The organism is Roseobacter sp. GAI101 (assembly GCF_000156335.1).
In the GTDB taxonomy this organism is placed as follows: domain Bacteria; phylum Pseudomonadota; class Alphaproteobacteria; order Rhodobacterales; family Rhodobacteraceae; genus Sulfitobacter.
Window position 1 is genome coordinate 1,429,372 of sequence record NZ_DS999213.1, and the last position, 23,109, is coordinate 1,452,480.

At 59.1% G+C, this 23,109-nt stretch carries 25 protein-coding genes; 17 read left to right on the forward strand and 8 right to left on the reverse strand.

Going from position 1 to position 23,109, the window contains the following annotated elements; all coding sequences use genetic code 11:
* Positions 1 to 107 precede the first annotated feature (107 nt).
* The 15 genes from secG (at position 108) to RGAI101_RS06770 (ending at position 14,002) form a co-directional block, all read left to right on the forward strand.
* On the forward strand, positions 108 to 467 hold the full coding sequence (gene secG, locus RGAI101_RS06700; RefSeq protein ID WP_008228617.1) for a preprotein translocase subunit SecG: 360 nt from the start codon (positions 108 to 110) through the stop codon (positions 465 to 467).
* 177 nt (positions 468 to 644) lie between these two features.
* A complete protein-coding gene (locus RGAI101_RS06705) occupies positions 645 to 2,294 on the forward strand; it encodes a CTP synthase (protein WP_008228017.1) in 1,650 nt (549 codons plus the stop codon).
* Positions 2,295 to 2,315: 21 nt separating this feature from the next.
* Positions 2,316 to 3,098, forward strand: a complete 783-nt coding sequence (gene rlmJ / locus RGAI101_RS06710) for a 23S rRNA (adenine(2030)-N(6))-methyltransferase RlmJ (RefSeq protein ID WP_008229305.1) — start codon at positions 2,316 to 2,318, stop codon at positions 3,096 to 3,098.
* A 10-nt stretch (positions 3,099 to 3,108) separates the two neighbouring features.
* Positions 3,109 to 3,402, forward strand: coding sequence for a DUF1330 domain-containing protein (locus RGAI101_RS06715; RefSeq protein ID WP_008227864.1), 294 nt, complete (start codon positions 3,109 to 3,111; stop codon positions 3,400 to 3,402).
* Between the two features lie 105 nt (positions 3,403 to 3,507).
* Complete coding sequence (locus tag RGAI101_RS06720) at positions 3,508 to 3,945, forward strand: TerB family tellurite resistance protein (RefSeq protein WP_008226685.1); 438 nt, start codon at positions 3,508 to 3,510, stop codon at positions 3,943 to 3,945.
* A 38-nt stretch (positions 3,946 to 3,983) separates the two neighbouring features.
* The gene (locus tag RGAI101_RS06725; RefSeq protein WP_037229200.1) at positions 3,984 to 4,424 is read left to right on the forward strand and encodes a TerB family tellurite resistance protein; all 441 of its coding nucleotides are present in this window, start codon (positions 3,984 to 3,986) and stop codon (positions 4,422 to 4,424) included.
* A 127-nt stretch (positions 4,425 to 4,551) separates the two neighbouring features.
* Entirely contained in the window at positions 4,552 to 5,328 is a 777-nt protein-coding gene (locus RGAI101_RS06730; RefSeq protein ID WP_008229069.1) for an ABC transporter ATP-binding protein, read from the forward strand.
* 30 nt (positions 5,329 to 5,358) lie between these two features.
* Complete coding sequence (locus RGAI101_RS06735) at positions 5,359 to 6,093, forward strand: transporter substrate-binding domain-containing protein (protein WP_008226914.1); 735 nt, start codon at positions 5,359 to 5,361, stop codon at positions 6,091 to 6,093.
* A 97-nt stretch (positions 6,094 to 6,190) separates the two neighbouring features.
* On the forward strand, positions 6,191 to 7,072 hold the full coding sequence (locus RGAI101_RS06740) for an ABC transporter permease (protein ID WP_083792026.1): 882 nt from the start codon (positions 6,191 to 6,193) through the stop codon (positions 7,070 to 7,072).
* Positions 7,069 to 7,875 carry an ABC transporter permease gene (locus tag RGAI101_RS06745; protein WP_008224930.1) on the forward strand — a complete coding sequence of 269 codons (807 nt, stop codon included), beginning with the start codon at positions 7,069 to 7,071 and terminating at the stop codon, positions 7,873 to 7,875. The genes RGAI101_RS06740 and RGAI101_RS06745 overlap by 4 nt, the downstream gene beginning before the upstream one ends.
* Before the next feature lie 98 nt (positions 7,876 to 7,973).
* Positions 7,974 to 9,308 carry a glutamine synthetase family protein gene (locus RGAI101_RS06750; protein WP_008226162.1) on the forward strand — a complete coding sequence of 445 codons (1,335 nt, stop codon included), beginning with the start codon at positions 7,974 to 7,976 and terminating at the stop codon, positions 9,306 to 9,308.
* Between the two features lie 4 nt (positions 9,309 to 9,312).
* Positions 9,313 to 9,993: a type 1 glutamine amidotransferase gene (locus RGAI101_RS06755; RefSeq protein WP_008229451.1), complete on the forward strand. Its 681-nt coding sequence runs from the start codon at positions 9,313 to 9,315 to the stop codon at positions 9,991 to 9,993.
* On the forward strand, positions 9,993 to 11,351 hold the full coding sequence (locus tag RGAI101_RS06760) for a glutamine synthetase family protein (RefSeq protein WP_008225939.1): 1,359 nt from the start codon (positions 9,993 to 9,995) through the stop codon (positions 11,349 to 11,351). Before RGAI101_RS06755 ends, RGAI101_RS06760 begins: the two co-directional genes overlap by 1 nt.
* Before the next feature lie 73 nt (positions 11,352 to 11,424).
* Positions 11,425 to 12,729 (forward strand): NAD(P)/FAD-dependent oxidoreductase, encoded by a 1,305-nt coding sequence (locus RGAI101_RS06765; RefSeq protein WP_008228125.1) that lies wholly within the window; start codon positions 11,425 to 11,427, stop codon positions 12,727 to 12,729.
* A 94-nt stretch (positions 12,730 to 12,823) separates the two neighbouring features.
* Entirely contained in the window at positions 12,824 to 14,002 is a 1,179-nt protein-coding gene (locus RGAI101_RS06770; RefSeq protein ID WP_008226393.1) for a DegT/DnrJ/EryC1/StrS family aminotransferase, read from the forward strand.
* Positions 14,003 to 14,149: 147 nt separating this feature from the next.
* Here the strand turns inward: RGAI101_RS06770 and phaR are convergent, their stop codons facing one another.
* From phaR to RGAI101_RS06785, 3 genes are all read right to left on the reverse strand, one after another.
* Positions 14,150 to 14,713 carry a polyhydroxyalkanoate synthesis repressor PhaR gene (phaR, locus tag RGAI101_RS06775; RefSeq protein WP_037227591.1) on the reverse strand — a complete coding sequence of 188 codons (564 nt, stop codon included), beginning with the start codon at positions 14,711 to 14,713 and terminating at the stop codon, positions 14,150 to 14,152.
* A gap of 133 nt (positions 14,714 to 14,846) precedes the next feature.
* Positions 14,847 to 15,290, reverse strand: coding sequence for a phasin family protein (locus tag RGAI101_RS06780; protein ID WP_008226649.1), 444 nt, complete (start codon positions 15,288 to 15,290; stop codon positions 14,847 to 14,849).
* Positions 15,291 to 15,430: 140 nt separating this feature from the next.
* A complete protein-coding gene (locus RGAI101_RS06785; RefSeq protein ID WP_008227773.1) occupies positions 15,431 to 17,242 on the reverse strand; it encodes a PHA/PHB synthase family protein in 1,812 nt (603 codons plus the stop codon).
* Positions 17,243 to 17,344: 102 nt separating this feature from the next.
* Between RGAI101_RS06785 and phaZ the strand changes: the two genes are divergently transcribed.
* A complete protein-coding gene (phaZ, locus tag RGAI101_RS06790; protein ID WP_037227595.1) occupies positions 17,345 to 18,634 on the forward strand; it encodes a polyhydroxyalkanoate depolymerase in 1,290 nt (429 codons plus the stop codon).
* A complete protein-coding gene (locus RGAI101_RS06795) occupies positions 18,634 to 19,224 on the forward strand; it encodes a DUF6151 family protein (protein ID WP_008225949.1) in 591 nt (196 codons plus the stop codon). Before phaZ ends, RGAI101_RS06795 begins: the two co-directional genes overlap by 1 nt.
* A gap of 24 nt (positions 19,225 to 19,248) precedes the next feature.
* Here RGAI101_RS06795 and RGAI101_RS06800 read toward each other — a convergent pair whose 3' ends face one another.
* The 5 genes from RGAI101_RS06800 to RGAI101_RS06820 form a co-directional block, all read right to left on the reverse strand.
* Positions 19,249 to 19,947 carry an alpha/beta fold hydrolase gene (locus RGAI101_RS06800; protein ID WP_037227598.1) on the reverse strand — a complete coding sequence of 233 codons (699 nt, stop codon included), beginning with the start codon at positions 19,945 to 19,947 and terminating at the stop codon, positions 19,249 to 19,251.
* 74 nt (positions 19,948 to 20,021) lie between these two features.
* Positions 20,022 to 20,636, reverse strand: coding sequence for a hypothetical protein (locus RGAI101_RS06805; RefSeq protein ID WP_037229203.1), 615 nt, complete (start codon positions 20,634 to 20,636; stop codon positions 20,022 to 20,024).
* Positions 20,637 to 20,684: 48 nt separating this feature from the next.
* Positions 20,685 to 21,440, reverse strand: coding sequence for an alpha/beta fold hydrolase (locus RGAI101_RS06810; protein WP_008226350.1), 756 nt, complete (start codon positions 21,438 to 21,440; stop codon positions 20,685 to 20,687).
* A complete protein-coding gene (locus RGAI101_RS06815) occupies positions 21,437 to 21,670 on the reverse strand; it encodes a hypothetical protein (RefSeq protein ID WP_008225681.1) in 234 nt (77 codons plus the stop codon). Before RGAI101_RS06815 ends, RGAI101_RS06810 begins: the two co-directional genes overlap by 4 nt.
* A 56-nt stretch (positions 21,671 to 21,726) precedes the next feature.
* Positions 21,727 to 23,007, reverse strand: a complete 1,281-nt coding sequence (locus RGAI101_RS06820) for an MFS transporter (RefSeq protein ID WP_008225042.1) — start codon at positions 23,005 to 23,007, stop codon at positions 21,727 to 21,729.
* Positions 23,008 to 23,109 lie beyond the last annotated feature (102 nt).

Sequence of the window (23,109 nt, forward strand, 5' to 3'; positions counted from 1 at the left end):
CGCCATCTTGTGATCAAACGCGGCCACCATTGCCAATCCTCCCTTGCCCCCGAAGGTAAACTTGCCTAGATACCCCCAAAGTCAAAAGCCCAGAACCGTAGGTATTCATGGAAAACGTTGTCCTGATCGTCCATCTCATTTTAGCCCTTGGCCTGATTGCAGTAGTATTGCTGCAACGGTCTGAAGGGGGCGGCCTTGGTATGGGTGGCGGTGGCGGCGGTGCCGTTTCAGGCCGCGCAGCAGCGACCGCAATGGGCAAGATCACATGGGTATTGGCGACACTGTTTATCATCACGTCCATCACGCTGACCATCATCGCCGCGGAAAAATCCGCCGGGTCTTCGGTGATTGACCGCCTGGGGGCAACGCCGCCTGCGCTGAATGAGGCACCTGCGATGCCTGACGCGGACAGCCTGCTGCCGCCGACGCCTGCAGACAATACACCGCAAGTTCCGACGGCTGATTAACCCAGCCCCTACAACAACTTGAGGGCAGGCCAAGTTACGCAACAGGATGTTGCGGCTTGGCCTTGCTTTAAACATCCGAATCCTGTTAGTCTTAAGTCCCGTGGTGCTGCGGTTTTCTGCAGCTCATTTGGCTGGCTTTTGCCACATCAAATCTGAATTTCACGGGGGCCCTATCACATGGCACGCTATATTTTTATCACCGGCGGTGTGGTTTCCAGCCTTGGCAAAGGTCTTGCGTCTGCTGCCTTGGGTGCCTTGCTGCAAGCGCGAGGCTTTTCCGTAAGGCTGCGCAAACTCGACCCGTACCTGAACGTCGATCCCGGCACGATGTCGCCGTTCGAACATGGCGAGGTCTTCGTCACCGACGATGGTGCCGAAACCGATCTGGATCTGGGCCACTACGAACGCTTTACCGGCGTTGCTGCACGCAAGACGGATTCGATCAGTTCAGGCCGCGTCTATTCGACCGTTCTCGAAAAGGAACGCCGGGGCGATTACCTGGGCAAGACGATCCAGGTCATCCCCCATGTCACCAACGAAATCAAAGACTTCCTGCATATCGGCGATGACGAGGTCGACTTTATGCTGTGCGAAATCGGTGGCACAGTCGGCGATATCGAAGGTCTGCCTTTCTTCGAAGCGATCCGCCAGTTCAGCCATGACAAGCCGCGCGGTCAGTGCATCTTTATGCATCTGACGTTGCTGCCCTATCTTGCAGCCAGCGGCGAGTTGAAGACCAAGCCGACACAACATTCGGTCAAGGAATTGCAAAGCATCGGCATCGCGCCTGATATCCTTGTCTGCCGGTCCGAACATCCGATCCCGGAAAAGGAACGCGAAAAGATTGCGCTGTTCTGCAACGTCCGCAAGGACGCCGTGGTGGCCGCATATGATCTGGCGACCATCTATGATGCACCGCTGGCCTATCACGCACAGGGTCTGGATCAGGCAGTGCTTGATGCTTTCCAGATTTCCCCTGCCCCAAAACCCGATCTGACGGTCTGGCGTGACGTGTCCGACCGCGTCCACAACCCCGAGGGCGAAGTGCGCGTTGCCATCGTGGGCAAGTACACCCAGCTCGAGGATGCCTATAAATCCATCGCCGAAGCCTTGACCCATGGTGGCATGGCCAACCGCGTCAAGGTAAAGGTAGAGTGGGTTGACGCCGAAGTCTTTGACAAAGCCGACGACGTCGGGCCACACCTTGAAGGGTTTCATGCGATCCTGGTACCCGGCGGATTTGGCGAACGCGGCACCGAAGGCAAGATCAAGGCCGCGCAATATGCCCGCGAACACAAGGTGCCCTACCTTGGCATCTGTCTGGGCATGCAGATGGCCGTCATCGAAGCGGCGCGCAATGTCGCGGGCCTTGCCACTGCCGGATCGGAAGAATTCGACCACGAATCCAGCGGCAAGAAGCGTTTTGAGCCCGTCGTTTATCACCTCAAGGAATGGGTGCAGGGCAACCACAAGGTTGAACGCAAGCTTGATGATGACAAGGGCGGCACCATGCGGCTTGGGGCCTATGACGCAACCCTGAAAGAGGGCAGCCATGTCGCGGAAATCTATGGCACCACAGCCATTGATGAACGCCACCGTCACCGCTACGAGGTCGACACGGCCTATCGCGAGCAGCTTGAGAAATCAGGGCTGACCTTTTCGGGCATGTCCCCCGATGGCAAACTGCCCGAGATCGTCGAATGGGCGGATCACCCTTGGTTCATTGGCGTGCAGTTCCACCCCGAGCTGAAATCAAAGCCCTTCGATCCGCACCCGCTGTTCAAGGACTTCATCCGCGCGGCCAAGGAAATGTCCCGGCTCGTCTAACTTCATGAAGGCGATCCAGAAATGCTGAGCTATCAACATATTTACCATGCGGGCAATCTGGCGGACGTGCACAAGCACAGCCTGCTCGCATGGATGCTGGCCTATCTGACGCGCAAGGACAAACCGCTCAGCTACCTTGAGACTCACGCCGGACGGGCAGTTTATGACCTGTCCGACACCCCAGCCCTGAAAACCGGCGAAGCCGTGCAAGGCATCGGGCGCACGCGCGGGTGGTTCGGCAAAGATCACCCTTACGGCCAGGTTCTGGACATGGTCACGCGGGAACAGGGGGCCGATGCCTACCCCGGCTCCCCGCTCTTGGCCGCAAAACTGCTGCGCGAGATGGACAGCATCCACCTTGCCGAATTGCATCCCGGCGAATTTGGCGCGCTTGATCTGGCGATGTCGCCCTACCCCGTGAAATGCCATTACCGTGACGGGTTCGAAATGGCCTTTGCCCTGACACCCCCCACCCCGCGGCGGGGATTGATGCTGATTGACCCCAGTTTCGAGATCAAGACCGATTATGTCGATATCCCCCGCCATATCAGCAAGCTGGCCAAGGCGTGGAATGTTGGCATTATCGCGCTGTGGTATCCTATTCTGACCTCAAAGTTGCATCAGCCAATGCTTAGCGCCTTGATGGGCGCGCACCCTGAGGCGCTGCGTCACGAGGTCAGCTTTGCCCCCGCGCGGCCCGGTCATGGCATGATCGGATCGGGCCTATTCGTGATAAATCCGCCCTATGGGTTGAAGGAAGAAGCCGCTAAACTGGCGGCAAAGTTCAGATCGCTCCCCAAATAAGGAATTATAGATGCCCAAAGGTTACTGGATCGCCAACGTCGAAGTGCATGATGCCGCCGTCTATGACAAATACCGTGCCGCCAATGCGAAACCTTTTGCCGATTTCGGCGCGAAATTTCTGGTTCGCGGGGCCACTGCCGATGTGCGCGAAGGCAGCTCGCGGTCGCGCATCGTCGTAATCGAATTTCCCAGCCTTGCCGATGCGGTGGCCTGTTATGAAAGCGACGGATATCAGGCGGCGAAAGATATTCGCGCCAAAGTGTCTGACGGAACTTTGGTGATCATCGAAGGGTACGACCCCTGAAACCTGCGTGTTTTTTGCACCAATCCGTGTGAATTTAACAACAAGGGGAACAGCGCAACGCAGACGCGTGTTAGGCCGATAAGTCAAAGAGGATGTTTCGTATTTATGTTTAGCCGCTTGTTTCCCCGCAGAAAGCCCGATCCCAAACCTTTGCCACAGCCCACGCCCCAGCTTGCCCTGGGGGCGTTGCTGGTGCGGGTGGCCTTGGCTGACCGGACCTATCGCGCCGAAGAAGTCGGGCAGATCGACCGCATTCTGGCCCGCACTTTCAACCTCAAACCGATCGAGGCCGCGAAACTGCGCGCCACCTGCGAGGCGCTGGAGCGCCATGCACCGGGCACGCCGGAATTTGCCCGCCTTTTGCGCCAGGAGGTCGATTATGCCGACCGCAAGGCCTTGGGCGATGCGATGTGGTCCGTTGCACTGGCCGATGGGGACCGTGGCGAACGCAAGGAAATCCAGCTTCTTGCGATCGAGACAGCCCTTGGCCTGTCCGACGAAGATATGGCCGCCGCGCGGGAAAATGCGCTCAAGACATTGTAAGCTTGGCCTTTTTCGATGGCCGCACTATATCGACCCACATGTTCGCAGATTTCCTCAAACGGCTGATCCAGCCCGAGCCCGCCCAACTGCCCGATGCCGATGCGCGTCTGGCGCTGACTGCTCTTTTGGTGCGCATTGCCAAGTCCGACAATGATTACGCCCCCGCTGAAAAGGTGCGGATCGACCAGATTACCGGCAAACGCTACGGATTGGATGCCCAAGCCGCGGCAGCGCTGCGCACAGACGCAGAAGAGCTTGAGACGCAGGCCCCCGACACCGTCCGTTTCACCCGTGCGATCAAGGACGCCGTCCCCTACGAGGCCCGCCTGGGCGTGATCGAAGCACTGTGGGAAGTTGTTCTGGCCGATGGCACCCGTGCAGACGAAGAAAACGCATTGCTGCGGTTGGTTGCCAATCTATTGGGGGTAACCGACACCGACAGCGCAATGGCGCGCAAGCGTGTCGAAAGCCAAGGCTAATTTACCTGCACCTTTGACAGTTTACGAAAGGTAAACGCAGGCAAAACCGGCGGAATCAAGATTTTGCATTGCAAATTGATACCTGAATCACCTTAAGGTACAGTAACCTGCGCAATAAGGCGGCCCCGTGACAGAAAAGACACCTGTAATCGAAATCCGGAACCTGCACAAAGCCTACGGCGCTTTGGAGGTTCTCAAGGGCGTATCTCTGAGCGCCCCGCGCGGCCACGTCATTTCGCTGATCGGGTCTTCCGGGTCCGGGAAATCGACGCTCTTGCGCTGCTGCAACCTCCTTGAGGACAGCCAATCAGGCGAGTTGTTGTTCAAGGGCGAAGCCGTTTCCTGGACCGGTACGGGCCACAACCGCCGCCCAAGCGACGCGAAACAGGTGCTGCGCATCCGCACCAACCTGTCGATGGTGTTTCAGCAGTTCAACCTGTGGGCCCATATGACGATCCTTCAAAACGTGATGGAAGCCCCTTTGACCGTGCTGCGCCGTGACCGTGCAGAGGTCGAGAAATCGGCGCGTGCCTATCTGGACAAGGTCGGCATCGGCGACAAATGCGATGTCTATCCCGCGCAGCTTTCGGGCGGCCAACAACAACGCGCCGCCATCGCGCGCGCCTTGTGCATGGAACCCGAAGCCCTGCTGTTCGACGAACCCACCTCGGCGCTGGACCCCGAGCTGGAGCAGGAAGTCATCAAAGTGATCAAGGATCTGGCCACCGAAGGCCGTACCATGATGATCGTGACCCATGACATGAATCTGGCCGCCGACGTGTCGGATCATGTCGTGTTTCTGCATCAGGGCCTGATCGAAGAACAAGGGGCACCCGAACAGCTGTTCGGTGCGCCCAAATCGGAACGTTTGCGTGGTTTCCTGTCACCGGGCCACGTGTCGTAAAAAGAACGAGTAAGTTGGGAGACTTCAAAAATGAAAAAACTACTTTTGGCGACAGCCGCCCTTGCCCTGAGCACCGGTTTCGCGATGGCCGACGCCCATGGCAAAACCATCCGCATGGGGACCGAAGGGGCCTACCCCCCCTACAACTTCCTGAACGATTCGGGCGAAGTTGACGGTTTTGAACGCGAAGTCGGCGACGAGCTGTGCGCGCGTGCCGAACTGACCTGCGAATGGGTCACAAACGAATGGGACAGCATCATCCCGAACCTGACATCCGGCAACTACGACACGATCATCGCCGGCATGAGCATCACGGACGAGCGTGAGGAGGTCATTGACTTCACTCAGAACTACTTCCCGCCTGCGGCTTCTGCCTATGTTGCGAAATCGGCAGATGCCGACCTGAAAGGTGGCGTCGTTGCCGCACAGACCAGCACGATCCAGGCCGGGTTCGTCGCGGAATCCGGTGCGACGCTGCTGGAATTCGCCACCTATGACGAAACCGTCGCAGCCGTGAACAATGGCGAAGCAGACGCAGTTTTCGCGGACAAGGACGCATTGGCACCCACGGTTGAAGAATCTGCCGGTGAACTGGTGTTTGTCGGCGACGACGTGCCACTGGGTGGCGGCATCGGCCTTGGCCTGCGCGAAAGCGACACCGAGCTGAAAGCCAAGTTCGACACCGCGATCCAGTCCATGAAGGACGACGGCAGCCTGAACAAGCTGATCATCAAGTGGTTCGGCGAAGGTGCCAAAACATTCTGATCCAGACTGTTTGATCAAATTGGGGCGGCGTAATGGCCGCCCCTCTTCCAAGACCAAGACGCTCTTTTAAGGGCGCAACCTTCGGGGACATCTTCCTATTTTCGCCTGTACCGATCCTGAAACGCTTTCCGGCCTGTCCTGGCTGACCTGCTACCTGACCACGGGCAAGCATCTTGCGTTCTATGGGGCCTTCGGCACGGTGCTGCTTTTGCTTGCGATCACCGCCCCGGCCGCGATGGCCTTTGGTTTTGGCGGTGCTATGGCGGCACGGTCGCGTATCCTGCCCCTGTCGTGGCTGGGCCGTGGCTATATCGCCGTGGTGCGCGGCGTGCCGGACATCGCGTTTTTCCTGTTCTTCGTCATCGCGCTTGATCAGGGCATCGAATACCTGCGCCACAAGATCAAATGTCCCGACTGGGACGAACCGCTGCGCCAGGGTAGTGATTTCATCGTCTGTCAGGCGGCCAAGATGCCTTTGGGCAATTCCCCCCAATGGGTCCATGAAACTTACGGGTTTTCGCTGGCGGTCTTGACCTTTGCCATCGTGTTCGGGGCCTTTGCCGCGAATGTTCTTTACGGTGCCATGCGTGCCGTGCCGCGTGCCCAACTTGAAACGGCCGAAGCCTACGGCATGTCGCCGCGCCAGACGTTCTGGCGCATTCTGGTGCCGCAGATGTGGGTCTATGCCCTGCCCGGTCTGGGCAACCTGTGGATGGTGCTGATCAAGGCCACGCCGCTGTTGTTCCTGCTGGGCGTCGAAGACATCGTCTATTGGGCGCGTGAATTGGGCGGGGCCAAGACGCCGCGCTTTACCGATTATCCGCATCCAGACTGGCGCATGTGGTACTTTCTGGCGCTGCTGGTCTTCTATCTCTGCTTCACCCGCGTGTCGGAAATCGTGTTGGACCGCGTCATGCGCAAGCTGACAAAGGGTCAGGCGACTTCGGGCGGTGAAGCCCAGCGAAAGGCGATAACGTGAGCTGCTGGGAAACCGTTCAGGCCTATGGCCTGCGCTCGCTCGGGATCGGCGAACGCCTGCTGCCGCGCAGCGACTTCACGCTGTGTGATCAGTTCACGCTGATCGGTTCGGGGATGATCTGGAACATCTACTTCGGGTTTTTCGCGCTGATATCGGGGTTCTTCTTTGCCACCGCCCTGGGCTTTGCCAAGGCACAACCCAGCCCATGGCTGCGCAAACCGGCGGAATGGTTCATCTTCATCTTTCGCGGCTCACCGCTGTTCATCCAGTTCTTCTTTGGCTACTTCCTGTTCCTCAGCCTGAAATCCGTACATCCGTTTTTTGACGCCTTCACCTCGGCATGGCTGGGCGCGCTGGTGGTCCTGTTCTTCAACACCTCCGCCTATTCCGCCGAAATCTTTTACGGTGCATTGCAGTCCATTCCCAAAGGCGACACCGAAGCGGCCGATGCCTATGGCATGTCCGGCTGGCCACGGTTCAAGCGGGTGATCTGGCCCACGATGCTGCGGCTGGCGTGGCCCGCCTATACGAACGAGGCGATTTTCCTGTTCCACGCCACCACCCTGGTGTTTTTCACCGGATTTCCGGCGCTGCAACAACGCGGCGATGCGCTGTATTACGCCAGCTATTTCGCAGACAAGACGTTCAACCCCTTTATTCCCTACCCGATTCTGGCGGGATATTTCGTGCTGCTGACGCTTGTGATCATCGGAATCTTCGGCGCGATCAACCGGCGGTTAAACAAGCATTTGCCTCAAGAAGTCAGACAGAAAATTCGCTTGCGTCCCAATCTGATACGGTAGTATCAATATTTTGATCAAATTATTTGGCGCGTGGGCGTCAATCCCGGTTTTCGACTTCCGACAAACCCGTTTCATGCCCGCCGTCCGCAAGGTGTGTTATGAAAAACTGGCTCCGCAAACATCCTCAGGTCCGCACGATCCGTGTGGCCGCCGCCGACCTTAACGGTCAGGCCCGTGGCAAACGCATACCGACGCGTTTTGCCGACAAGATCGTCGAAGACGGCACCCGCTTTCCAATGTCCGTGCTTAATCTGGATATCTGGGGCGAAGATATCGACGACAGCCCGCTGGTGTTCGAATCCGGCGATGCCGATGGTGTTTTGTACCCGACCGAACGCGGCTTTCTGCCGATGCCGTGGCTTGATGCGCCGTCGGCCCTACTGCCGATCTGGATGTTCCACGAGGATGGCCGCCCCTATGCCGGGGACCCCCGCCATGCACTGCGCGCCGTCGTGGAACGCTACAAGGATCGCGGCCTGACACCCGTCTGCGCGGTCGAGCTTGAATTCTTTCTGATTGACGATTCGGGACGCAAACTGCAGGTGCCTCTGTCACCGCGCTCCGGCAAACGGCGCAAGGCCGCAGAAACCCTGTCGATCCGCGCGCTGGACCAATTCGACGAATTCTTCACCGACCTCTACGACGCCTGCGAGGAAATGGACATTCCCGCCGACACCGCCATTTCCGAGGCAGGGCTGGGCCAGTTCGAGATAAACCTGATGCACTGCGACGACGCCCTGCGCGCCGCCGATGATGCGTGGTTCTTCAAGATGCTGGTCAAGGGCCTTGCGCGGCGGCACGGCTTTGCCGCCAGCTTCATGGCGAAGCCCTACGAAGATTATCCGGGGTCCGGCCTGCACACGCATTTTTCGGTGCTCGACAAGAACGGCAACAACATCTTTGACGATGGCGGCCCCGACGGAACCGCCATCATGCGTCACGCCATTGCAGGCTGCATGAACGCGATGGCCGGATCGGCGCTGGTGTTTGCGCCCCACGCCAACAGCTTTGACCGGATGGTTCCGGGGGCCCATGCGCCCACAGGTATTTCCTGGGCCTATGAAAACCGCACCTCGTCCATTCGCGTGCCCTCGGGCAGCCACAAGGCGCGGCGGATCGAACACCGTGTATCCGGCGGCGACGTGAACCCCTATCTAATGCTGGCCGCCGTTCTGGGTGCCGCGATGAACGGGATCGAAGACGCCATTGACCCGCCGCCCCCGATTACCGGCAACGCTTATGCAGCCGACCTGCCCCAAATCCCCGGTGACTGGAAAAGCGCGATCGACCTGTTCGAGACCTCGCCGGACGTCGCCCGCATCTTTGCCCCCGAAATGGTACGTAATCTGGTCCTGACCAAGCGTCAGGAACTGCATTACATGCAGGAACTTACGCCCCAAGAGCAGGTCGAAATCTATCTGGACACGGTGTAATTCCATGAAAATCGGTATCCTTCAGACCGGCCATTCGCCCGACAACATGAAAGACCAGCTTGGCGATTATGGTGAGATGTTCACCAAATTGCTGGGCGGGCACGGCTTTGACTTCAAAATCTGGTCTGTCGTGGATGGTGATTTCCCGGCGTCCGCGGTGGATGCCGACGGGTGGCTGATCACCGGTTCCAAACACGGTGCCTACGAGGATCACGACTGGATTCCCCCGCTCGAAGACCTGATCCGCGCCATTCGCGAGACCGGCCGCCCGTTGGTGGGAATATGCTTTGGCCACCAGATCATCGCGCAGGCACTTGGTGGGACGGTCGAAAAGTTCAGCGGCGGCTGGTCTGTGGGCCGCACGGAGTACACCGTCAACGGCCAGCCGATGGCATTGAACGCATGGCATCAGGATCAGGTCACTGCCATCCCCAGTTCCGCAACCGTAGTGGGATCATCCGATTTCTGCGCCAATGCGGCGCTGCTGTATGATGATCAGATCTGGACGATCCAGCCACATCCCGAATTTGGCAGCGACTTTATCGACGGGCTGATCCGAACCCGCGGCAAAGGCGTGGTGCCGGATCACCAGCTTGAGGCCGCGTCGGCCTTGCTGGAAAAGCCCACAAACAACGCCGATATCGCAACCCATATTGCCGATTTCTTCAAGAAAGAGAGACCCTGATGTCCGACTGGATTGACACCTTACCCGACTCTGCCCGCGCATACCTGGATGGCAAACGCCTGGACGAAGTCGAATGCATCATTCCGGACCTGCCCGGGATCGCCCGGGGCAAGGCCGTGCCTGCCACCAAGTTCATGCGGCAGGAATATTTCCACCTGCCCGACAGCATCTTTTACCAGACGATTACAGGTGAATGGGGCGAAGCGGCCGGTGCAGAAGGCTTTATCGAAAAGGACATGATCCTGCGCCCCGACATGTCTACGGCGACGGCCGCCCCCTGGACCGGCGACTGGACGCTGCAAGTGATCCATGACGCCTATGACCGCAATGGCGAGGTGGTTGAATATTCGCCGCGCAACGTTCTGAAACGTGTGGTCGAACTTTATCGCAAGCAAGGCTGGGAACCCGTTGTCGCCCCCGAGATGGAATTCTTTCTTGTCGCGCGCAATCTTGACCCTGCCCACGAGATCAAGCCGATGATGGGCCGGTCGGGGCGGCCTGCCGCTGCACGTCAGGCCTATTCGATGACCGCGGTCGATGAATTCGGCCCGGTGATCGACGACATCTATGATTTCGCCGAAGCCCAAGGCTTCGAGATTGACGGCATCACGCAGGAAGGCGGCGCGGGCCAGCTTGAGATCAACCTGATCCACGGCGATCCGGTGCGTCTGGCCGATGAGGTGTTCTATTTCAAACGTCTGATCCGCGAAGCCGCCCTGCGCCACGATTGCTATGCCACCTTCATGGCCAAGCCGATCGAGGATGAACCCGGCAGCGCCATGCACATGCACCATTCGGTTCTGGATGCCAAAACCGGTAAGAACATATTCTCGGGACCGGAGGAGGAAGAAACCGACGAGTTCTTCCACTTTATCGCCGGTCTTCAGAACCATATGCCCGATGCGCTGGCGGTTCTGGCACCCTATGTGAACAGCTACCGCCGCTATGTGAAAGACCACGCCGCCCCCATTAACCTTGAATGGGGCCGCGACAACCGCACAACGGGCATTCGTGTACCGCTGTCGGGGCCCTCCTCTCGGCGGGTGGAAAACCGTCTGGCAGGGATGGATTGCAACCCCTATCTGGGCATCGCGGCATCTCTGGCCTGCGGATACCTTGGCCTGATGGAAAAGAAACAGCCGAAACCGGAATTCAAGGGCGATGCCTATGTCGGCGAAGGCGATATCCCCCGCGTTCTGGGTGAAGCGTTGGACCTGTTCGAGGAAGCGACCGAGATGCACAAGGTTCTGGGGCCGGAATTTGCCCGCGTCTATGCCATCGTGAAACGTGCCGAATATGACGAGTTCTTGCAGGTCATATCCCCTTGGGAACGCGAGCATCTTTTGATGAACGTTTAAACGCGTTGCCGCGTCGGATGCCTTCGGCGAGGATTTTAGACCATTTGGAAGCACGGACAGGAGCCTGGTTGCGATGAACCTGCTTTACGCGAACGACAAGAACGGGGCCTATCCGGACAGTTGGTATGCCGCCACTGCGACACCCTTGGCGGCCTTTGCCCCTTTGAAGGGGGGCATGACGGCCGATGTTTGCGTTGTCGGCGCGGGATATACCGGGCTATCGGCAGCGCTGCATCTGGCCAAGGCCGGACGGCGCGTGATCCTGCTTGAGGCGCAGCGAGTCGGCTTTGGCGCTTCGGGGCGTAATGGGGGTCAGCTGGGCAGTGGCCAACGGGTCGAACAGGACGGGCTGGAAAAGATGCTCGGGGCCGATCATGCCGCCAAACTTTGGCGCATGGGCGAAGAGGCCAAGGCGCTTGTCAAAGGCCTGATCGCCGAGCATCAGATAGACTGCCATCTCAAGCCCGGTGTGGCCTGGACCGGGTCATCTGTCGGTGAGGTGCGCCATTTGCACGCCTATGCAGAGCATCTCCAGGCCCGCTATGGCTATGACCAAATCACGACCCTGGACCGCGATCAGCTACAATCCGTCTGCCCGTCACCGGATTATAAGGGCGGCATTCTGGACAGGCATGCAGCCCATCTGCATCCGCTGAACCTTGCGCTTGGCCTTGCACGCGCCGCAAAAGAGGCGGGCGTGCAGATTTTTGAACAATCCGCCGTGCATCATATCGAAGAAGGCCCCCAGGTCACCGTCCAGACAGACGGCGGGCGGGTCACGGCAGATCATGTCATTCTGGCCTGCAACGGGTATCTGGGCAATCTGAACCGCAAAGTCGCCGCCCGTGTCATGCCCATCAACAATTTCATCGCCGCGACCGAACCGTTGGGCGACCGGATCAAGGACGTGCTGCCGCAAGACGTGGCCGTGGCGGACAGCCGCTTTGTGGTGAATTATTTCAGGCTCAGCCATGATGGCCGGCTGCTGTTTGGCGGTGGTGAAAGCTATGGCTACCGCTTTCCCGCCGATATTGCCGACAAGGTGCGCGCACCCCTGTCCGTGGTGTTTCCCGATCTCAAGGACGTCCGCATCGACTATGCCTGGGGCGGAACATTGGCGATCACCTTGAAGCGCCTGCCCTATTTGGCCCGCCCGTCACGGAACATCCTTTCGGCATCCGGCTATTCCGGCCACGGGGTGGGTACCGCGACCCATGCGGGCCAACTGATGGCCCGCGCCATCCAGGGCGACACCGACGGCTTTGACGTCATGAGCACCATTCCCACGCATCCATTCCCCGGCGGCGCGGCCTTGCGGTCTCCTTTGCTGGCGCTGGCGATGAGCTGGTACAGCCTGCGCGACCGTTTAGGTGTCTAGTCACAAAAGATTAATCTGAAATCGACGAAAAGGCCTTGGTGCATCAAGATGCCTGTTTTACCATTCTGAAAAGTAATATTCAGGATTTTGAAATATGACGCTGCCAGACATGCACCGCGCCGAAGCGATCCCCGAAGCCGCACGCAGCGAGATAGAGCGTCTTTTGCAGACCGGCGATCTGTTTCGCTACACGGCCGCGTCGGACGCCCCCGTTTCCCTGCTCGAGGCCGAGTTCGCCCAGATGATGGGCAGCCGCTACGCGCTTGCGGTGTCTTCCTGCTCGGCCGCGCTGTTTTTGTCGCTGTTGGCGCTGGACCTGCCCAAGGATGCGCGTGTCCTGATCCCCGGCTTTACCTTTGCGGCCGTCCCGTCCTCCGTGCTGCATGCCAATTGCCAGCCGGTCCTGTGCGAGGTCGGCGATAATTACCGCATCGACATGGATGATTTCGCGGCAAAACTGACCGACGTGAATGCGGTGATCATCAGCCACATGCGCGGCCACACGTCAGATATGGACGCGATCATGGCGCTGTGTGACGCCGCCGACATCCCCGTCATCGAAGATGCAGCACATTCGCTGGGCACGCTTTGGCATGACAGGAAAATCGGGACGATCGGCAAAATTGGCTGTTTCAGCTTTCAGTCCTACAAAATGGTCAACGCGGGCGAAGGCGGCATATTGATCACCGATGACGCAGATCTGGTGGCGCGCGCAATCATCATGTCCGGGGCCTATGAACATAACTGGAAAAAGCACCCCGGCGTCGCCGAGGCGTGCGCCCGATGGCAGAATAAACTGCCGCTCTACAACCTACGCCTCAACAACCTGTCCGCCGCCCTCGTTCGCCCCCAACTGGCCGAACTGCCGCGCCGTGTGGCAGATGGCCTACGCAACCATGATTATGTCGCGGCGCGTCTGAACGCCTCTGCCTATATCAATGTTCCGGCACCTCTGGGCCCCGAAACCCGTGCGCCGGACTCGATCCAGTTCAACACAGTCGGTCTCGATGACGATGCCATCCGCGCTTTCGCTGCAGCCAGCGCTGCCGCAGGCGTCAAGGTGCAGGTCTTTGGCCAAAGCGCCGACAATGCCCGCGCATTCTGGAACTGGCAATTCATCAAGGATCTGCCAGAGCTTCCGCAAACCCGCAAAATGCTTATGTCAGCCTGCGATGTCCGCCTTCCGGTCCACTTGAAGATCGACGACTTGGACGCCGTCGTAGATGTCCTGCTGGGGGCCATCGCGGCCGTGACCAACGCCGAAGCGGCCTAGACCCCGCTTCATTTTGCCAGATAAACTCCCGCCGGAGGCATCCGTCCAATGCAAATGAACCCACCCTGCGCAGGGGTGGGCTCACGTCTGATCATGTCCAAAAAAGCCGTCGCGCATCAGCGCGTCCGCCGGGTCAATGCCAGCGGATCATTTCAACTTTGAAAGCTTGTCCTGAAGATCAGCCAACTGCTGTTTGATCGCCTCCAGGCTTTCGCCCTGCTCGGCCTTGGCCGGCTTGCTCTTCTCCGGCGTGGGAATTCCCGGCCAGGCTGTCGGAATTTTTCCGGTCATCGCTTTCATGAAGGCTTCTTGCTGCGCCTGCATCACTTCAAATCCCGGCATCTTCGACATCGGGTTGATCGTATTGATATTCTCAAGCACGCGGGACTGGCCGTCGCGCAGCATGTCGAATGACGCCTGCAAGAACTGCGGCACGACACTGGTGCCCGGTGACATATAGCTGCGGACCAGATCGTTCAGCACGTCCACCGGCAAGACGGATTCACCGCGGCTTTCATGCTCGGCGATGATCTGCAACAAATACTGGCGGGTCAGATCATCGCCGGATTTCAGGTCGACGATCTGGACTTCGCGGCCATCACGAATGAACCCCGATATGTCCTCAAGCGTGACGTAATCGCTCGTCTCTGTATTATAAAGACGCCGGCTTGCGTATCGCTTGATAAGCAGAGGCTTGTTTGTGTCGGCCACGGTGGATCCTTCCCAAGTTGCGTGCTGCATTGCAGCTTACGGCAGCTAAATTGAAAAAGAAAGAGAACACAAGGAAAGGGCAGGCTTTTGCAAGCCCGCCCCCACTCATGAAAATCTTGGAACCGGTGGCGAATTACTTCGCTGCGGCTTTCTTTGTTGCCGCTGTCGCGTCGGCTGTTGCCTTCTTAACGGCAGCTGTCGCTTCTTCGGACATGTCTTTTCCGGCAGCCATCATCAGCTCGACCGTGTCCATCTGGACCTTTTTCGCGATCTCGGCGAAGGCTGCCATGTGCTCGGCTGCGACTTCAGCAGAGGACGAAGCGAAATCTGTCATCGCTTTCGCGTAGTCAGCTGGCTCGGTCTTGGCTTTTGTCATTTCTGTCAGCTTGGCAAGCGTATCTTTCTGCCACTTCGTGGAAACCTCGGCGGATTTCTCGGCAGCTGTCAACGCAACGCCGGACAGCTTTTCGTTCAGCGAAGCAGTTGTCTTGAACGCATCGTTCATTGCCGTTGTGTCAACTGGGAATGCGCCCATGACGTCTTTCATCATTGCGGCGATATCAGGAGTCTTTGTCATAGTAATATTCCTTTTACAGTGTTGAGCGGTCGACCCGCTGTGATCGGTATGAACACTATATAGATGCTGCAGTGCGGCATTGCAAGGATTTTTCTGCACTGCAGCATCTCTCTATCACCCACAAAGAAAGCACAATCAGATCAACCGTTTGCCTTTCGTGTCACATAGGTACCGGGCGCATCACAGAGAATTTCGCGGCCATTTGCACCCGGTATCCGTGCATCAACCTGCGCTCCGGCATGATTCGCGAGCCATTTTCCCCATCGGGGCCACCAGGACCCTTGATGAAACTCTGCCCCCTCAAGCCAGTCCTCGTGCGCCAGGGACATGTCCGGGTTGGTATAGTGGCCGTATTTGCCTTTGCTCGGCGGGTTGACGATGCCTGCGATATGGCCCGACTGCGTCATGATAAAGGTCTTGTCCTTGCTCCCCATCATCTGCACGCCACGGTAGCTGTCCTTCCAGGGTGCTATATGATCGGTTTCGCAGCCGACAGCACAGATCGGCACATCGATGTCGCCCAGTTCAAGATGGTGCCCCAACAGATCGAACCCGCCCTCCGCCAGTTTGTTTTGCTGGCACAGCCCGCGCAGATATTCCATCGCCATGCGCTCAGGCAAGTTCGCCCCGTCACCATTCCAGTAAAGCAAATCGAAGGCGGGCGGCGTGTCGCCCAGCATGTAGCTTTTGATCGCGGGCCCGTAGACCAGATCGTTCGAGCGCAGAAACGAAAACGTCCGTGCCATGATGATCGACGGCAAGATGCCCTTGTCCTTGGTTTCCGCCTCGATCCCGTCAATGAAGTCATCGGTCAGGAAGGGCTGGAATTCGCCCTGATCCGAAAAATCGGTCAGCGCGGTGAACAGTGTCGCGGATTTGACAGATGTATCCCCGCGCTGCTTCAACAGCGACAGGGTCAGCGACAGGGTTGTGCCCGCGATGCAATAGCCCACAGCGTTGACCTGGGGCTGGTCGGTGATCTTCTTGACCTCTTCGATCGCGGTCAGAAATCCGTCTTCGATATAGTCGCCCATGCCGACGTCACGATAGCTGCTGTCGGGGTTGACCCAGGACACTATGAACAAGGTGTGCCCCTGATCGACGATCCATTTCACAAGACTGTTCTGTTCCTTCAGGTCAAGTATGTAGAATTTGTTGATCCACGGCGGAAAGATCACCACAGGAGTCGCGTGGACCTTTTCGGTGCTGGGGCTGTACTGGATCAGTTCGAACATGCGGTTGCGAAACACCACCTTTCCGGGGGCCGTCGCGATGTTTCTGCCCAGCTCGAACGCCTTTTCATCCGCAAGCCTGACGATCATCTCACCGTTATTGGCCTCGAGATCCGAAATCAGGTTTTCCAGCCCCTTGATCAGGCTTTCCCCTTCGGTGGCCACAGCGCGTTCCAGCGCGTCAGGGTTCGTGGCCAGAAAATTAGTCGGGCTCATCATGTCGATGATCTGGCGGCTGAAATATCCCAGACGCTGCTTTTCGCGCGGCTCCAGGTCTGAAACGCTGTTCACCGCCTCGCTGAGCGCCTCGGAATTGATCATGTACTGTCGTTTGACGAAATTGAAATAAGGGTGGGTTTCCCACAGGGGGTTTGCAAAACGACGGTCCTTGGCGGTCTTGTCTTCGGGGGCCTGCAATTTGCCCTTGGCCAAAGCCTGCTGTGCTTCGACGAAATGTGTGACGGATTTGCTCCAGAAGGAAACCTGGTTTTCGATCAGCTTGGCAGGATTATGAACGGCCTCGGCCCAATAGGCCTGTGCGGCCTTCGAAAACAGCTCCTGATTCGGGGCATCGAGGCTGGATTGATGCCCCTCGCGGCCGACCATGATTTGGGTCAGTCGGGCCCCAAGCGCTTCAACTTTGGCCATATTTTCTGTCATCCGGGCCAGTGCCGCATCGTCAGGTGTGTTAATATCATCCGTTTTTGTTGGCATATTCATAAATCCTCCCTATGTTTGCACTTGCAGCATTGCGCCGAACCTTATCCGGGAGGGGGATCGGCAGAGTGCCCAAATGCAGGGCCAACCCAAAGGAGACCCCTCATGAAGTATATGGTATCTTACGACTTAATGGAAACAATGCGGACAACCAATCAGTGGCTCGGGGCTACGACCAAAGCGATGGCATCCTATCCGGCCTTCGCCGCGATCCCCAATCCGGCGCTGAACTGGATGGCAGCCTGGGGCGAAGTGGCCGAACGCAGCTTTGCGCGCATGACGGTCAAGCCCGACTGGGGCATCCCGCCCGTGGTCGGTTCCGACGGGTCGGACCACCCCGTGCTGATCGAAAAAGAGATCAAAGGTGCCTTTGGCGATCTGCTGCATTTCGTCGTGCAGGGCCGCGAAACGCCCAAGCGCAAGATCCTGCTGGTTGCCCCGATGTCCGGCCACTACGCCACATTGCTGCGGTCGACCGTGATCAGCCTCATCCCCGATTCTGACCTTTATATCACCGACTGGCACAACGCCCGCGACATCCCCGTCAGCGCCGGCAAGTTCGACGTCGAAGATTACACGCTGCATCTTGTGGATTACATGCGCCACCTTGGCCCCGACGTGCACGTGATCGCCGTCTGCCAGCCCGCGCCGCTGACCCTCGCCGCCACCGCCTATCTGGCCGAGGAAGACCCCGATGCGCAGCCTAGTTCGCTGACCCTGATCGGCGGGCCGATCGACCCCGATGCAAACGCAACCGAAGTCACCGATTTCGGCAACCGCGTGAACATGGGCCACTTGAAGGAAATGATGATCCAGCGCGTCGGGTTCAAGCACAAGGGCGTGGGCCGCAAGGTCTATCCGGGTTTGTTGCAGTTGAATTCCTTCATCTCGATGAACATCGAAACCCATTCCAAGGCGTTCAGCGATCAGATCCTGCGCGTCGCCAAGGGCGAAGCCAGCGAACATGACAAGCACAACAAATTCTATGACGAATATCTTTGCGTGATGGACATGCCTGCCGAATTCTACCTGTCCACGGTCCAGCGGATCTTCAAGGACAATGAAGTCGGCACGAATACCTTCAGCGTCGCGGGCAAGCCGGTCGATATCGGCAAAATCACGACGGTCGCGGTGAAAACCGTCGAAGGAACCAAGGACGATATCTCGGCTCCCGGCCAATGTATTGCGGCACTTGCGCTGTGCACCGGCCTGCCCGACAGCAAGAAGGCAAGCCATCTTGAAGACGGTGCCGGTCACTACGGTATCTTCGCGGGTTCCAGCTGGCGCAACAATATCCGCCCCCTCGTGCTTGAATTCATCGACGCAAACCAGCGCGTCCCCGCCAAGGCTCCGGCCAAGGCCGAGAAATCGGCCAATAAAAACGCCGCTGCCTGATGTTCAAAGCGCCGCGCGATGTCGCCTTTAGCTGCCCTTGTGGCACCATAAAAGGCCACATCCGCGGCGCGTCCCCCAGCACGGGGACCCATATTGCCTGCTTTTGTGCCGATTGCCGCGCGGGCGACGTCTTTGCCGGCCTGCCCGATCCGTCACCGGAACCGGTAAGATACTTTCAGACCACGCCGGACCGCCTGCACTTTGCCTCCGGGTTCGAAAACCTTTCTGTGTTTTCCTTTGGCCCGAAAAACCTGCTGCGCTGGCAGGCAAGCTGTTGCGGTAGCCCCCTTTTCAACACGCTCCGCACGCCCAAGATTGCCTTTGTCAGCATTAAGTCCAGCGCGCTGGAAGATCAGGCCGCCATTGGTCCCGTGCGCGCATCCGCTTTTGTCCCCAATCCCGCAGGTACCCCCAAGCACAAGGGCATGGGGCGTTCCGTCTGGGCGGCACTGTCACGAATTGCAGCCGCCCGCATCACCGGACGTTGGCGGAAAAACCCGTTCTTCGATGCAGAAACGCTAGCGCCCGTACGCGCGGTGCAGATCGTCGATAAGGACGTGCGCGCCCGGATCAAGGCATCGCTTGGCTAACCTTCGCCCGGGTCATCACACACCTTAGGTCATCGCCATCCAGTCCCGCAAAGCTGCCGTGGTTTGCCGAGGCTTCTCCAGCGTGGGCAGGTGCCCTGACCCGCTGATCACCGTCAGGTGCGCGCGGGGGATCAACTCTGCCATAAAGCTGTGCCGTTTGACCGAATTGATCTTGTCGAATTCGCCACACATCACCAGCGCCGGCACCTTGCATTTGCGCAAAACCGCCTGCTGGTCCTTGCCGCGCTGCATGGCGCGGGCCTGACGCACGTAAATCTCCGGGCCAAGAGTTTCGGCCATATCCATCACAAGGTCCATGATCGCGGCCTTGTCCGGACCGGGTGCCAGATGATGCGGCAGCACTTCCTGTTGCATCACGTCGGACATCCGCCCCGCCTTGGCCTTGACGATCAGCATCTCGCGCGCGGCGGCAGCTTGGGGCGTTTCGGCCAGGGGGCTGGTGTCGATCAACGCGATGCGGCTGATGCGATCCGGGGCGCGGCGCAAAAGTTCAAGTGCGACGGCACCGCCCATGCCCAACCCCGCCAAGGCAAACCGTTTGGGCAATTGATCCAACAGCCCCGAGGCGATTTCTTCGACCCGTTCACCTTGAGTGACAGGTGCGATGGTGACAGCCGTGGTGGCCGATAACTCCGCAATCTGCGGCCAGAAAACCCGCGCATCGCACATCATGGCAGGAAGCAGAACAAGAGGCTCAGCCATGAAATCCTCTGATATCCGCCATCTGCCCCGTCATTTTGGTACCCATCGCTGCAAACCGCTTTCCGCGCACATCATCATGGATAGACGATGCCCCGCAAGGGCGGAAAATCGGCATAGCGCGACTGGCGCTGTGCCAGGGGTTCGGCCGGAGCGTCTCCTGCACGCAAAAGCATGCCCTTGGGCGCTATGTAGCTCGAGATCGTGCGCAAGGGGACGGGCCGCCAGACCAGATTGAAAGCCGCCAGCTTGGGGAAAAACCACATCTCGGAATAGGGCAGATGGTCATGCACCCACCACGCCAGATCGCGCCAGTCGCGGCCCTGATCGTAGTGATCGGCAAACCAGGGGATCACGATAGAAGCCCCCGCAATGGCGCGCGGGCCACTGTGCCGGTCCCAGATATGACATTCGATCGGGTTGTCGCTGGCCGCGCAATTCAGTTTGTTTTCATTGCCATAGTCATTCAACACCCGCGACCGGTACCCCGACCGCACCGCGATCCGCCCGAAAGTTTCCTCGAGCGGGTCCAGCAGGGCGCTGCAGAACGCGCGCCCGTTTGCGATGGCCAGATCGGGGTTGTCAGGGACATTCGGAATGCCGTGAAAGCCGGATATCTCAGAGTACAGGAAATCCCGCATGAAGAAATGCCTGGACAGACGCACCCGGCCAAATGTCTCAAGGCTCCACATGCTGGCGGGTTTGCGCATCGGGGTATCCTTGTTCGCCACCCTTGGGGGTCAGGCCGCTTTGGTCAAAACCTCGGTCAGCGCCTCGACCATCAGTTTCAGACACTTGTCGTCGGAAAAGCGGTGATCCGCGTCCTTGACCAGTTTCAGTTCCATATCCGGCCCTTGCGCGTGTTCCAGCAACCTGACCGCAGTGGCGACGCTGACAGCAGTATCAGCCGTGCCTAGCAGAAACCGCGTCGGGAACGGCAAATTCAAAGCGCTGCGCAGGACCAACTGGTCGCGCCCGTCTTCGATCATGCGCCGGGTGATCACGTAAGGCTCCATATAATCCGAGGGTAGTTCGACCTGCCCTTCGGTGTCCAACTGCTGCTTTTGCGCGTCGGTAAAGCTGGCCCAATATCCGTCTTCGGTGAAATCCGGTGCCGCGGCGATCGTCACCAGCCCCGCGATCCGTTCCGGCAAGCCGCGCGCCAGCAACAGCGCCTGCCAGCCCCCCATGGACGACCCCACCGGCACGATCGGACCATCCGTCAGCGCGGTGACCGCCGCCAAGGTATCCTGCGCCCAATCGCCGATGCAGCCATCGGTGAAAGCCCCTGACGATTCACCGTGACCAGAATAATCAAACCGCAAGAACGCGCGCCCCTGACTGCGAGCCCATGCCTCAAGATGCACGGCCTTGGTACCTTGCATGTCGGATTTCAGCCCGCCTAGGAATACGATGCACGGCCCATCGCCCTCAAGACGGTGATAGGCCAGCCTGCGCCCCCCAGGCGTTTCAAGAAACGATGGCAAGGCAGTCATCCGCCCAGATACGTGCCCTTCGAGGGGCGGTAAAATATCTTTTGATTGTGCAGCCGTCCCAGCAAATCGTCGATCTTGCGCAGGGAATCCTCGGCAGCGTCGGCGGGCAACATCGCTTGCGTGCCCTCCAGAAGGTCCATGGATAAATCGCGCTTGGTAACGTGCAGGGCGGCTTCGATCAGGTCGATGTCTTCGATCGTCAGTTCGAAATTGCGGTTGTGCTTGGCCATATCCAAAACCTTTCGAGATATTACACCCCCTTACATAGAAGGGGATGGCGCAACGTTCAATCTCCCCCTTCGACCTCACGCAGGCCAAGGGCGGCGATCGCAGCCCCCACCGCCATCAGCGCAAATAAAATCAGCGTCGCGTTCGGCCCGATCAGCGCAGCCCCCCCGCCGACAACCCCCGCGACCAGCAACAGCACACCGATCACCGTGTTGGACACCGCGGCATAGGCCGACCGCTGGCCTTCGGGGGACATGTCCACCAGATAGGTCGATCGCCCCTGACGGACCCCGTGATAGGCGATCATCAGGATGAACAACACCAGCGGCATCGCCCAGAACCGGGTGGCCAGCCCAAGGGCGTTCAGCCCCACGGCCCCCGCCATCGCCAGCGCGCCCACGACGCCCGTCAGCATCAACACCTTGCGGCTGGATTGGTCCGACATGCGGCCCCAGACATAGGAACTGACGAGGGATGCAAGCGCCGACGCCAGCACCAGCGCCCCCAGCGTGCCAAGCGCAGAGCCGCCTTGCCCCCCCGCCAGCACCACGAAATACGGCGGGGCCAGTGCGGTCGAGACCAACAGCCCGCGCACCAGGATAAAGCGGCGCAGGTTTGCGTCGTCTTTCAGGACGCCGAAACGCGCACGGCTGGCGTTGGACGGATCGCTTTTCATTTCCTTCAGCGTCGAAAACAGCAGCGCCGCAGCACCCCAAAGCACCGCCGCCAAAGCGATGGCGGCAATCACGACCCCCCTGTTTTCGAACAGCCCCGACATCAGCAGGACCGCCAGCACCAAAACGCCGGCCGAAGATACCGATCCCGCCGTTCCGGTGATCGCCCCGCGGCGCGATTTGCCGACGGTCTTGCCCAGGATATCCTTGAACGACACCGAACAGGCCGCGCGGCACAGCGCCAGCCCGCCAAGCGCCGCACAGATCGCATAGCCCGCCGCCGCCCCGTCAAGGGTCAGGGCCGACACCACGATCAGCGCCGCAAACAGCCCCTGCCCCGCGCTGCCGATGATCCACGCCCATTTGCGGTGCCGCATGGCCTGCACCCGCGACGCCATCAGCATTTGCGGCAGCAACGCCCCGCTTTCCCGGATCGGGACCAAAGCCCCCGCAAAGACGGCAGGCGCGCCAAGCGAGGTCAAAAGCCATGACAACATCAGCTTGGGGTCAATCAGCCCATCGGCCAGTTTCGACATGACCAGACTGGCGATATGGCGCAGCGCATTGGGCGCTTCGACCTCTTGCGCGCCGCTGGACAGATCGTCGGCCTCCCCCTGTGCGCCCGCGAGTTTGTCGAAGGCGTATCGTACCGGTCCATCTTGCATCCTGTGCGTCCCATAAAATCGTCTGTTGCGTCAGCGTTACTGACGCAACGCCCAAGCGCGCAAAGAAGTTTCCCACGCGTGGCAACTTGTTGACAAGCCCGC

What these genes read in the sequence shown, in the direction of transcription:
- RGAI101_RS06720 (WP_008226685.1), top strand. Translation starts at nt 3,508, where the DNA reads ATGTTTAGCCGCTTGTTTCCCCGCAGAAAGCCCGATCCCAAACCTTTG.
- RGAI101_RS06785 (WP_008227773.1), bottom strand. Translation starts at nt 17,242, where the DNA reads ATGAATATGCCAACAAAAACGGATGATATTAACACACCTGACGATGCG.
- RGAI101_RS06735 (WP_008226914.1), top strand. Translation starts at nt 5,359, where the DNA reads ATGAAAAAACTACTTTTGGCGACAGCCGCCCTTGCCCTGAGCACCGGT.
- secG (WP_008228617.1), top strand. Translation starts at nt 108, where the DNA reads ATGGAAAACGTTGTCCTGATCGTCCATCTCATTTTAGCCCTTGGCCTG.
- RGAI101_RS06780 (WP_008226649.1), bottom strand. Translation starts at nt 15,290, where the DNA reads ATGACAAAGACTCCTGATATCGCCGCAATGATGAAAGACGTCATGGGC.
- RGAI101_RS06770 (WP_008226393.1), top strand. Translation starts at nt 12,824, where the DNA reads ATGACGCTGCCAGACATGCACCGCGCCGAAGCGATCCCCGAAGCCGCA.
- RGAI101_RS06760 (WP_008225939.1), top strand. Translation starts at nt 9,993, where the DNA reads ATGTCCGACTGGATTGACACCTTACCCGACTCTGCCCGCGCATACCTG.
- RGAI101_RS06805 (WP_037229203.1), bottom strand. Translation starts at nt 20,636, where the DNA reads ATGTGGAGCCTTGAGACATTTGGCCGGGTGCGTCTGTCCAGGCATTTC.
- phaZ (WP_037227595.1), top strand. Translation starts at nt 17,345, where the DNA reads ATGAAGTATATGGTATCTTACGACTTAATGGAAACAATGCGGACAACC.
- RGAI101_RS06765 (WP_008228125.1), top strand. Translation starts at nt 11,425, where the DNA reads ATGAACCTGCTTTACGCGAACGACAAGAACGGGGCCTATCCGGACAGT.
- RGAI101_RS06715 (WP_008227864.1), top strand. Translation starts at nt 3,109, where the DNA reads ATGCCCAAAGGTTACTGGATCGCCAACGTCGAAGTGCATGATGCCGCC.
- RGAI101_RS06810 (WP_008226350.1), bottom strand. Translation starts at nt 21,440, where the DNA reads ATGACTGCCTTGCCATCGTTTCTTGAAACGCCTGGGGGGCGCAGGCTG.
- RGAI101_RS06815 (WP_008225681.1), bottom strand. Translation starts at nt 21,670, where the DNA reads ATGGCCAAGCACAACCGCAATTTCGAACTGACGATCGAAGACATCGAC.
- rlmJ (WP_008229305.1), top strand. Translation starts at nt 2,316, where the DNA reads ATGCTGAGCTATCAACATATTTACCATGCGGGCAATCTGGCGGACGTG.
- RGAI101_RS06800 (WP_037227598.1), bottom strand. Translation starts at nt 19,947, where the DNA reads ATGGCTGAGCCTCTTGTTCTGCTTCCTGCCATGATGTGCGATGCGCGG.
- RGAI101_RS06820 (WP_008225042.1), bottom strand. Translation starts at nt 23,007, where the DNA reads ATGCAAGATGGACCGGTACGATACGCCTTCGACAAACTCGCGGGCGCA.
- RGAI101_RS06705 (WP_008228017.1), top strand. Translation starts at nt 645, where the DNA reads ATGGCACGCTATATTTTTATCACCGGCGGTGTGGTTTCCAGCCTTGGC.
- RGAI101_RS06750 (WP_008226162.1), top strand. Translation starts at nt 7,974, where the DNA reads ATGAAAAACTGGCTCCGCAAACATCCTCAGGTCCGCACGATCCGTGTG.
- RGAI101_RS06795 (WP_008225949.1), top strand. Translation starts at nt 18,634, where the DNA reads ATGTTCAAAGCGCCGCGCGATGTCGCCTTTAGCTGCCCTTGTGGCACC.
- RGAI101_RS06725 (WP_037229200.1), top strand. Translation starts at nt 3,984, where the DNA reads ATGTTCGCAGATTTCCTCAAACGGCTGATCCAGCCCGAGCCCGCCCAA.
- RGAI101_RS06755 (WP_008229451.1), top strand. Translation starts at nt 9,313, where the DNA reads ATGAAAATCGGTATCCTTCAGACCGGCCATTCGCCCGACAACATGAAA.